Annotated in this window: 7 protein-coding genes; 4 read left to right on the forward strand and 3 right to left on the reverse strand. The window is 67.4% G+C overall.

Features of this window, described 5'->3' with window-relative positions; genetic code table 11:
• Positions 1 to 170: 170 nt before the first annotated feature.
• Complete coding sequence (locus tag AB4Y84_RS04360; protein WP_442244904.1) at positions 171 to 3,701, reverse strand: two-component regulator propeller domain-containing protein; 3,531 nt, start codon at positions 3,699 to 3,701, stop codon at positions 171 to 173.
• Positions 3,702 to 3,797: 96 nt separating this feature from the next.
• Positions 3,798 to 7,343 carry an ATP-binding protein gene (locus tag AB4Y84_RS04365; protein ID WP_442249812.1) on the reverse strand — a complete coding sequence of 1,182 codons (3,546 nt, stop codon included), beginning with the start codon at positions 7,341 to 7,343 and terminating at the stop codon, positions 3,798 to 3,800.
• A gap of 164 nt (positions 7,344 to 7,507) precedes the next feature.
• Between AB4Y84_RS04365 and AB4Y84_RS04370 the strand changes: the two genes are divergently transcribed.
• Genes AB4Y84_RS04370 through AB4Y84_RS04380 form a run of 3 tightly spaced genes read left to right on the forward strand, consistent with a single transcriptional unit; the run spans position 7,508 to position 9,297 of the window.
• Positions 7,508 to 8,152, forward strand: a complete 645-nt coding sequence (locus AB4Y84_RS04370) for a YceI family protein (RefSeq protein ID WP_394198030.1) — start codon at positions 7,508 to 7,510, stop codon at positions 8,150 to 8,152.
• Complete coding sequence (locus AB4Y84_RS04375) at positions 8,149 to 8,721, forward strand: cytochrome b (RefSeq protein ID WP_312108391.1); 573 nt, start codon at positions 8,149 to 8,151, stop codon at positions 8,719 to 8,721. The genes AB4Y84_RS04370 and AB4Y84_RS04375 overlap by 4 nt, the downstream gene beginning before the upstream one ends.
• Before the next feature lie 3 nt (positions 8,722 to 8,724).
• A complete protein-coding gene (locus AB4Y84_RS04380; RefSeq protein WP_442249813.1) occupies positions 8,725 to 9,297 on the forward strand; it encodes a YceI family protein in 573 nt (190 codons plus the stop codon).
• A gap of 98 nt (positions 9,298 to 9,395) precedes the next feature.
• Here AB4Y84_RS04380 and AB4Y84_RS04385 read toward each other — a convergent pair whose 3' ends face one another.
• Entirely contained in the window at positions 9,396 to 9,626 is a 231-nt protein-coding gene (locus AB4Y84_RS04385; RefSeq protein WP_442249814.1) for a glutaredoxin family protein, read from the reverse strand.
• 101 nt (positions 9,627 to 9,727) lie between these two features.
• Between AB4Y84_RS04385 and AB4Y84_RS04390 the strand changes: the two genes are divergently transcribed.
• Positions 9,728 to 11,047: L-serine ammonia-lyase (locus AB4Y84_RS04390; protein ID WP_442249815.1), on the forward strand; the 1,320-nt coding region annotated here is incomplete at its 3' end.

Below are 11,047 nucleotides of genomic sequence, written 5' to 3' on the forward strand. Positions count from 1 at the left end.
GGTTGCGGGGGTGTCCGCGGCATGGATGCCGCGGCCAAGCCTACAGGGACGTATTTACGGCGTCCCCCGCAACCGGACCCACCCCGCCATCCCACGGATWGCCCGCTTTTGACGTTGRCGTTGACGTTGAYGTTGATTCGGCAGGTGCAGGGCGCAGCCCTGCCGAACCCCTACCTCCCCAGCACGCGGGCGATCGCTTCCACCAGCAGCTCACCGGTCACCGGCTTGCGCAGGAACCCCCCGATGCCGGCTGCTTCCACCTGTTGCTGCAGATCAGGGTCGGTGCGCGCGGTCACCGCCAGCAGCGGCAGCGTGTAACCCTGGTTGCGCAGATGCTGGGCCAGTTCGAAACCGCTCAGGCCCGGTAGATCCAGATCGAGCAGACCGACGTCGAAATCACCCGCGCTGATTTCACGCAGTGCGGCCAGCGCATGGGCAGCGTGGATCACCTCATGGCCGCGGGTGGTGAGCAGGCCACACATCACATCGGCCACGGTCGCATCGTCCTCCACCAGCAACACCCGCAGCGGCGGCATGTTGACCACAGCAGCGGCGGCATCACTGTCGGCACCACCTTCGCCGGCGGCAACCTGCTGCAGCGGCAACGGCAGGCTGACACCGAAGCAGGTACCGCTGCCCAGCTGGCTTTCCACCCGGATCCGGCCCTGCATGGCCAGTGCCAGCTCGCGGCAGATCGCCAGGCCCAGGCCACTGCCACCGTACTGCGCGGCAGTGCGCGCGCCGTCAGCCTGCTCGAAGCGCCGGAACAACCGTTGCTGCTGCTCCTGGCTGATGCCCGGACCGGTATCGCGCACCTCGAAATGCAATCCACGCGGCCCTTCCTCGCAACGCGCGTGCAGCGTGATGCTGCCGCGGCTGGTGAACTTGACCGCGTTGGACAGCAGGTTGAGCAGGATCTGCCGCACCCGCATCGCATCGCCGGTCGCCTGCAGCCCTGCAGGCAACTGGTTGTCGAGGACGAACCGCAGGCCCTTCTGTGCAGCCAGCGGCCCCATCAGCGCGGCCAGATCCTGCAGCAGGCGATTGAGCGCGAACGCATTGGACTGCAGCTCCAGGCGCCCCGATTCGATCCGCGCCAGGTCCAGCGCATCGTTGACCAGATGCAGCAGGTGCTCACCCGCATGCCGGATCGACTGGGTGTAACCGCGCTGCTGCGGATCCAGCGGCGAGGCCAGCAACAGTTCACTCATGCCCAGCACCCCGGTCATCGGCGTGCGGATTTCATGGCCGAGATTGGCAAGGAAGCGTGTCTTGGCCGCCGACGCGTGTTCGGCCAGATCCTGCTTGTGCAGGGCGAGCTGGTAGGCGTGCTGGCGCTGCAGCCGGCGCCGATACAACCAGGCGAACCAGCTGGTCAGCAGCAGTGCGATGGAGGCCAGCACCAGCAGGCCGGACAAGCTGCGCCACCATGGCGGCTGCACGTGGAATTCCAGGGTCTGCACCCGCGACCATACGTGGTCGGCCGAGCGCGCCTGTACTTCCAGCCGATAGGCGCCGGGTGGCAGGCGCGAGAACAGGCGCTCGCCTGCCGGGCCCACCTCGACCCAATCCGGGTCGTAGCCGGCCAACCGGTAGCGGTAGGTGTTGGAAGCCGAATCGGCGAAGGACAACAAGCGCGCGACGATACGCAGGTCGCGGTCACCATCGGCGATCTGCAGCGGCGTGTCATGGGTCAGGTCCAGCAGCTGCTCGTTGCGGCGCACTTCCACCCGCTCGATCACCAGCGGCGCGCGCCGGGTGGAAGGCCGCACCTGCTCGGGATCGAACACCACCACACCGGCGGGTGTACCCGCCACCATGCGCCCAGCGGCGGTGGCGATCAGGGTGTGCTCGCGGAACTCCTGGCTGGGCAGCCCATCGTGCACCCCGTACAGACGCACGCTTTCGCCATCGGCACTCACCCGCACCAGGCCACGGGCACTGGTGGCCCACGCCACGCCCTGCGCGTCGACCACCAGGCCGGTAGCGGAAATCGCCGGATAGCCCTGCTCGGCGCCCACCACCGCCTGCCTTTCCAGCCGGCCCTGGCTCCAGAGATACCGCGACAGGCGACCATCCTCGGACAACCAGACCTGCCCGTCCTTGCCGACGTGCAGGGCATACACCGCCGTGGCCGGCGCACCGGGCACCGGCTGGAAGCGCTGCGCATCCGGTTGCCATTGCAGCAGGCCGCGACTGCTTGCCAGCCAGATCCGGTCCTGCGGACCGCACTCCACGTCCAGATTGAGCTGACCGGCCTGCAGACCATCCCGGCCGTTTTCCAGCTGCCGGCGCACATGCCCATCCAGGTCACGCTGCTGCAGGCCCGCTGCCAGCATCAACCACAGGCTGTCGCCATCGCAGGTCATCATCGCCTCGATGTTGCCTTCCATGGTCGCGTCCGCGCCCGAGTCCCGCCCCCAGCGCCTCAGCTCGCCACGACGCGGGGCGTAGCGCATCAGGGCGTCGGTCGAGCCCACCCACACCTGGCCCTGCCGGTCTTCGCGCACCGAGGTCAGCCAGTGCATGCCGTTGACGAAGGTGCGGTGCTGCTCGATCACGCCCGTGCGCGGATTGAAGCGGTCCAGCGCGCCATGGCTGCCGACGGTCCACACCCCGCCATTGCTGGAGGGGCTGGTACCGAGCACATAGGAATTGCGCAGCGAGGACGGATCATCCTCCAGCCGCGAGAACACCGAGAACTGCCACCAGCGCGGAAGCAGGTGCCACAGGCCGGCATTGGTACTGGCCAGCCAGATGCCGCCTTCGCGGTCCTCATAGGCGCCGGTCCAGTTCGGCCGCACCAGGCCGCGGGCGATGGCGCTGTACAGCGGGACTGTCTGGTACCGGCCATCGATGCCTCGGCCCAGGCCGCTGCGCGTATCCAGCCAGTGCCCGCCCTGCTCGTCGCGCAGCATCATGCCCAGCACCTGGTCGCCGGCCGGCAATGTCCAGGGCACGGATTCGAAACGGCCATCCGGGCGCCGCACGGTGGCCCCGGCCAGCGTGCTGATCCAGAGGCTGCCATCCGGTTCGGCGGTCAGTCCATTGATCAGCAGGCTGGGCACCAGATCGCCGCCGATGCGTTCGAAATCGGTGCCGGTCCAGCGCGCCACGCCATGCTTGGTGCCGACCCACAGGCTGCCGTCGGCAAGCGTGGCCAGGTAGGGTACCGATGCGGCCGGTACGCTGCGCGGGTTGTTCGCTTCGGGCAGGAACCGCTGCAGACGATCATTGTTGTCCAGTCGATACAGGCCGCCCTCGTGGGTGCCAAACCAGATCGCGCCATCCGGCGTCGCAGCGAGGCTCCAGATCGTGTTGCTGCCCATCAGCGGCTGGCTGCTGCGGTCATAGAAGCGCAGCTGTCGGCGGTCGGCCGACATCCGCACCAGGCCGGCATTTTCAGTGCCGATCCACAGCTCGTTGCGGGCATCGACCAGCACGCTCCAGATGCGGTTGTCGCGCAGGCCGTCCTCGGAACGCCAGATGCGGTAGTTGCGCCCGTCGTAGCGGGCCAGGCCATCGTTGGTGGCAATCCACAGGTAGCCGTAGCGGTCTTCGGCCATGCGGTTGACGGTGTTGGATGGCAACCCATCGAACACGGTGACCTGCCGCGGCGAAGGCGGCACCGGCTGCGCGGCAGCGGGCGCCAGGCAGCACAGCAGCAGCATCAGCAGCGTCACTGCCCGCAGATACACCACCGATGGCCTCCTCACGCTGCTGTTGATGATGCCCACGCCGTGGGCGTCGGCATGGTAAACCGAAAGTTGCGGGATTCACGCCGCAGGATGCCGTACTCAGCTGATGATCTGGCGTTTACTGCGCGCCTGGGCGATCGCCGCAACCAGCAGATCGCCGGTCACTGGCTTGCGCAGGAAACCATCGAATCCGGCCGCAAGCACCTGCGTCTCGGCATAGGTGTCCGAGCGCGCAGTAACGGCCACCAACGGCAACTCGTAGCCCAGCGCGCGCAGCTGGCGGGCGATGGCGGTGCCGTCGAGTGCAGGCAGGTCGAGGTCGAGCAGCCCGACATCGAAGCCCTCGGTGGAAATCTCCGACAGCGCGCCCAGGCCATGCAGCACGTGCACCACCTCATGGCCCCGGCTGCGCAGCAGGCCGGCAATGACCTCGGCAACGGTTGCATCATCCTCGACCAGCAGGATCCGCAGTGCAGGCAGCGTCGGCAACGCCACCTCGCCATCGCTGGAGGCCTGCTGCCTGCTCCATGGCAGCGGCAGCCGCACGGCGAAACGTGCACCACGTCCCGGCTGGCTGTCGACATCGATGCGGCCGCCCATCGCCACCGCCAGCTCCTGGCAGATCGCCAGGCCCAGCCCACTGCCGCCATAGCGCGAGGCGGTACGCGGACCATCGGCCTGTTCGAAGCGGTGGAACAGGCGCTGCTGCTGCTCGGCATTGATGCCCGGCCCACTGTCGCTGACCTCGAAGGTCACCATGCCGCCGTTCTCGTCCAGGCGCGCCGCCAGACCGACATGGCCGCGCTCGGTGAACTTGATCGCATTGCCCAGCAGGTTCAGGAGGATCTGGCGGACGCGCATCTCATCGCCACTGATGCAGATCGGGCCTGGCAGGTCCCCCTCACGCTGGAAGGCCAGCCTGCGCTGCTGCGCCATCGGCTGCATCAGCGCCTGCACCTGGTCCAGCAGTCCGCCCAGGTCGAACGGCCGGATGTCCAGTTCCAGTCGGCCGGCCTCGATCCGTGCCAGGTCCAACGCGTCGTTGACCAGGCGCAGCAGATGGCTGCCGGCCTGCTGGATCGAGCCGGCATAGCTGCGCTGCACCGGGTCAAGTTCGGTGGCAAGCAGCAGTTCGCTCATGCCCAGTACGCCGGTCATCGGCGTGCGAACCTCATGGCCAAGGGTCGCCAGGAAGCGGCTCTTGGCCTGCGATGCCTGCTCGGCGATCTGCTGCTTGTGCACCGTCAACTGCCACTGCTGCCGCCGCCGCAACCGCCTGCGGATCAACCACAGCAGTGCCAACAGCAACAGCAAGCCAAGCATCACATAGCCGAAGATCGCCATGCTGCTGCGCCACCAGGGGGGCAATACCTTTATGTGCAGCTGCTGCGAGGGCGTCCACGGGCCACTGGCCGATGCGGCCTGCACCTCGATCGAATAGGCCCCGGGTGGCAGCCGCGACAACGTGCGTTGGCCATCCCCGCCCTGTTCGACCCAGTTCTGGTCGTATCCCTCCACCCGGAACCGATAGCGGTTGCCCTGCGGGCTGGCGTAGGACAGCAGCCGCGCATCGATCTGCAGATCACGGTCATCGGGCCCCAGCAACAGCAGACCGGAGGTCGGCAGGGGCTGCCAGCCGCGCGCATCATCGCGACGGACGCGAACCTGCGCGATCACCAGTTGCGACGGTGGCAGTTCGGCATCGGCGGCATTCGGATCGAAGCCCACCATACCGGTCTGGGTAACGGCCAGTACCCGGCCATCGGCAGCGATCGCCGGCGGGCGTCCGGTGAACTCGGCATCGAGCAGGCCGTCGCGCTCGTTGAAGATCTGCAGGCGACGGTGTTTCGGATCCCAGCGCAGCAGGCCACGGGGCGTTGTCGCCCACAACTGCCCGTTGCCGGCCAGGGCCAGCCCTCCCATGCTGACCGGCGGCACGCCGGCACTGGCATCGACGCGCTGGATAAGGCGCAGGCTGAGGCCATCCCACTGGTAACGCTCAAACGCGCCCTGGCGTGCGATCCACATCTGCCGGGGATCGATCCATACCAGATCGTAGATGGGCCCCTTGGAAACGCCAGGTACTGCTTCGAAGCGCTCCCCCTGTTCGCGCCAGATGCCCATCTCCCCGACCACCCAGGCCCGCCCGGCAGCATCGAAGCGGATCTGCTCGACCGGCGCATCGGTGCTGCCTCGCAGCGTAGCCCCGTCGAAACTGCGCAACAGGCGGCCATCGGCACTTCGCTGTTGCAGGCCCAGGTTCATTACCGAGACCCATACCGTGCCATCGGGCGCCTGCCGCATCAGGTCGATCCGCTGCCGAAGATCGGCGCCGCCGCCAATGCGCCAGTCGCGCAGCACACCGGTGGCCGGATCGTAGACGCTGATGCGCCCCGCGCGGCCGAGCCAGAGCCTGCCATCGGGACGCGGCAGTACCGACCACACCGCGCCGCTACCCAGTTCGCGGTCGCTGGCCAGCAGGCTCAACGTCCCCTGTGCATCGATCTGGTAAACGCCATGGGCAGATCCGACGTAGTAGCTGCGACCGTCGCTGGCAGCACTCAACAGGTACTGGCTGTCCAGCGGCTTGCCGTCGAACTGGTACCAGGTCGAAAAGCGTCGCCAGTCGGGCGGCAGGTAAGCCAGACCCTGGGTCAACAGTGCTACCCAGAGCCCGCCCTCATGGTCCTGCAGCAGGTCGAGCACGCCACTATGGCCGGTCAGGAAGCCACTGCCACGGTCCCCTTCCAGCCTGCGCAACACCTCGCCGTCACCACGCAGCAGGCCATCGGAGGTTCCCGCCCAGTAGCCTCCGTGGCTGTCGGCCAGGACCAGTGCCGAGCGCAGGCGGGCACTGTCGGACCAGGCCGGTCGCGTCACCCGATCCTGCGCGTCGATGCGGTACAGGCCGTCGTTCTGTGTACCGACCCAGATCGCGCCATCGGCATCGCGGCTCAGCCGCAGCACACTGACCGCTTTCAGTTCCCGCGGTGCCACGGCCTCGAAGAGGTGGCCGTTCCAACGCGCCACACCGGCTTCGGTTCCCACCCACAGCCGTCCCTGCGCGTCGACCAGGCTGCTGAAGATCGTGTTGCTTGGCAGTCCGCCGGGCTGTGCCGGATCATGCTGGAAATGGCGCAACGAGCCGTCTTCGCCGAAGCGGCAGACCCCATGGCTGCTGCTGCCGATCCACAGCGCGTTCTCGGCATAGGCCAAGGTCCAGAACTGCCCTTGGCAGCCTTCGGTGACGGACTCGAAGGTCTTGAAGCGCTCGCGGTCGGCATCCAGGCGGGCCAGCCCCTTGCCGTTGATGCCAACCCACACCCGGTCGAGCGGGTCGATCAGCAGGGTTTCGATCTCGTTGCCGGGCAGTGAATCCGGTTGTGCCGGGTCGTGCTGCCAGACCCGCAGCTCCCCACCGTCATAGCGGGCCAGGCCGCCGTCGGTGGCGGCCCACACGCGGCCCTGTCGGTCTTCGGCCAGCGCCACCACCATGCGCGAGGGCAATCCCTCGGCCGCGCCGAAACGGCGCAGGCGCGGTGTTTCACCGGCCATGTCCAAGGTCGCCGCTGCAGCCGAAAGCGCCAACAGCACCAGACCTGCTCCTGCAATGCCTTGGCACCACCGGCGCCAGCCGCTCGTCATCCTGAACCCCCTGTCCTGTGCCGATTGTCACACAGGGCTGCAGCCATCGCTGCAACAGCCTGTTTCCGGCCACATCGGCACCACGAACTGTTGCAGCCGTGCACACAGCGTTGCGCAGGGGCTGTGGGTATGATCGAACGGTCTTTTTCCCGGAGCCCCCGCCGATGCGCCACTGCCTGGCCCTGCTGCCGATGCTACTTGCCATCGCCCCCGCCTGGGCGGGCAACGATGCCTACCGCATCGATCCGGTGCACACCCGGGTGCTGTTCGCGATCGACCATGCCGGCTACTCGCAGGCGCTGGGCACGATCTCCGGAAGCCAGGGCCAACTGCACTTCGATAGCGACAACTGGCGCGAGGCGACGCTGGACGTCGAGATTCCGGTAGCGCGATTGGACCTTGGCGATGCCAAGTGGAACCAGGCCACGCTGGCGCGCAGCCTGCTCGATGGCGACCGCTTCCCCACCGCACGCTTCGTCTCCCGCCATGTCGAACCGATCGACGCCCGCCATGCACGCGTACTGGGCACCCTGACCCTGCGCGGGGTCAGCCAGGAGGTCGCGCTGGAAGTGACGTTGAACCAGATCAAACGCTACCCGCTGCCACCGTTCCGGCGTACTGCGGGGTTTTCCGCTACGACGACGCTGAGCCGGCGCGCCTTCGGCATCACCGCCTGGCCTGGCGTGATCGGCGATGCGGTGCAGGTGCGGATCGAGGCTGAAGCCACCCTCGACCGCAGCGACGCTCCGGGAACTCCCATGCCTCAACCCTACTCCGACAGCCAGACGGCCACCAAGGACCCTTCATGACCGCCAAGAACACCCCCGCCGCCTGGGGGAGTGTCAGCCAGACCCTGCACTGGCTGATCGCACTGCTGATCCTCGCCCTGGGCATCGTCGGCCTGACCATGGGCGAGCTGCCCAAGACGCCCAAGTATTTCTGGGTCTATACCGCGCACAAGTCGATCGGCATCACCGTGCTGGCACTGGTGGTGCTGCGCCTGGGCTGGCGCCTGTATGCCGGTGCCCCCAAGCCGGTACCCGGCGTGCCCAGCTGGCAGGAGCGCATCGCCAGCGCCACCCACGTGCTGCTGTACGTGCTGATGTTCGCCATCCCGTTGTCGGGCTGGCTGTACGACTCGGCCAGCGGCCTGCGCCCGTTCCGCTGGTTCGGGCTGGTCGACGTGCCCAAGCTGAGCGGACCGGACCCGCAGGTCGTGGCGGTTTCCCATACCCTGCACGAATACGGCTTCTGGCTGTTGATCGCGGTGGTGCTGGCCCATGCCGGCGCTGCCTTCTACCACCACATGTTCCAGCGCGATGCCACCCTGTCCCGGATGCTGCCGCGTGGCTGGCTTGCCCCTCCCCAGAAGGACTGACCAATGAACCTGAAACTGACCACCCCGGCCGCCGTGGCTGCCGCCCTTGCCGGCATGCTCGCCACCGCACCGGTGCTCGCCGCCGATTACACCCAGGCACCTGGTGCCGGTTCGTTCCTCGCCTTTGCCACCAAATACGATGGTGAAGTGTTCACCGGCAGCTTCCCGGGCTTTGCCACCAAGCTCAGCTTCGACCCGGCCAATCCCTCCGCAGGTTCGCTGGACGTGGTTATTCCCCTGGCCGGCGCCAAGAGCGGCAACAGCGACCGCGACTCGACCCTGAAGGAAGCGGACTTCTTCAACGTCGGCAAGTTCGCTACCGCGCGCTACACCGCAAAGGGCTTCCGCGCGCTCGGCAACGACCAGTTCGCCGCCGATGGCACGCTGGAACTGCGCGGCGTGARCAAGCCGGTCACCTTCACCTTCACCTGGAAGCCCGGCGCGCAGCCTGTGTTGACCGGCAAAGCCACGGTCAAGCGCCTGGACTTCGGTGTCGGCGGCGGCGACTGGGCCGATACCAAGACCATCCCGGACGAAACCGCGATCAGCACGATCGTGAAGTTCGACGCGAAATGAGCAACGGGCCGGGGCACGGCCCCGGCCACCTCCTGTAGTGTGCCGGCCGCTGGCCGGCAACTACATGGACCCAGGCAGCCGCTGGCCAGCGGCCGGCACTACCGCTCGGTGGCCAGCCAGGCCTGCACCGTGGCCGCATCGAATGGCCAGTCCAGCTCCCACCCACCGCGCTCATCGCGCAGCACCGGCACCCGCGCCCCATAGCGCGCCTCCAGCGCCGGCTGGTCATCGAGGAACACCGATTCGAACTCTGGCGCCCGTGCCTTGGCCAGTTCGGCCAGGGCCATGTCACACAGATGGCAGTCGTCACGCTGGAACAGGRTCAACACCGGGGTTTGCTCCCTTGGCGGAAATGCTGCGCCGCAGTCATGGAAGTGCGGCGTGAACCGCTAGAATAGCGGTCTCTCCCGGTACCCGCAGTACGGCAACCATGGCTGTCAGCACGTTCGACGTTTTCAAGATCGGCATTGGCCCGAGCTCCTCGCACACCGTCGGGCCGATGAGGGCCGCCGAGCGCTTCATCCATCGCTGGCTGCTCGACCCGGGCAAGCTTGGAGAGGTCGCGCGCATCCGTGCCGATGTGTACGGCTCGCTGGCGCTGACCGGTCGCGGCCACGGCACCGACAAGGCGATCCTGCTTGGACTGGAAGGGCAGCGCCCGAACCTGATCGACCCGGACATCATCCCGTCCACGCTGGAACGCATCCGCAGCAGCAAGCGGATCATGCTGATGGGCCAGCACGAGATCGCCTTCGACGAAAAGCGCGACCTCGGCCTGAACAAGCGGCAGAAGCTGCCCTACCACACCAACGGCATGCGCTTCACCGCGTACAACGCCGATGACGAAGTGCTGGCCACCCGCGACTACTATTCGGTCGGCGGTGGCTTCGTGGTCAACCAGGACGACGCGGCCGATGACCGTATCGTGCCTGATGAAACGCCGTTGCCCTACCCGTTCAAGAGCGGCGACGAGCTGCTGGCGCAGACCGCCCGCAGCGGCCTGAGCATCGCCCAGTTGATGTTCGAGAACGAGAAATGCTGGCGCAGCGAAGACGAGATCCGCGACAACCTGCGCGAGATCTGGAGCGCGATGCAGGCCTGCGTGGCGCGCGGCATCCGTGAGGAAGGCGTGCTGCCGGGTGGCCTGAAAGTGGGCCGCCGCGCACCGGCGCTGTACCGCGAGTTGTCGTCGAAGCCGGAAGCGGCGATGCGCGACCCGCTGACCACGCTGGACTGGGTCAACCTGTACGCGCTGGCCGTGAACGAAGAAAACGCCGCCGGTGGCCGCGTGGTCACCGCACCCACCAACGGCGCGGCGGGCGTACTGCCGGCGGTGCTGCACTACTTCGACCGCTTCTGCCCGGGCGCGAACGAACAGCGGGTGTTCGACTTCCTGCTGACCTCGGCGGCGATCGGCATCCTGTACAAGGAAAACGCCTCGATCTCCGGCGCCGAAGTGGGCTGCCAGGGCGAGGTCGGCGTGGCCTGTTCGATGGCCGCCGGTGGCCTGGTCGCGGCGCTGGGCGGCAACCCTAGCCAGATCGAGAACGCGGCGGAAATCGGCATGGAGCACAACCTGGGCCTGACCTGCGATCCGATCGGCGGCCTGGTGCAGATTCCGTGCATCGAGCGCAACGCGATGGGTGCGGTGAAGGCGATCAATGCCTCGCGCATGGCCATGCGCGGCGACGGCAAGCACAAGGTGTCGCTGGACAAGGTCATCAAGACCATGCGCGATACCGGCCGCGAC

It is taken from the genome of Stenotrophomonas sp. 2YAF22, from assembly GCF_052114665.1.
GTDB classification, from domain to species: Bacteria; Pseudomonadota; Gammaproteobacteria; order Xanthomonadales; family Xanthomonadaceae; genus Stenotrophomonas; species Stenotrophomonas indicatrix.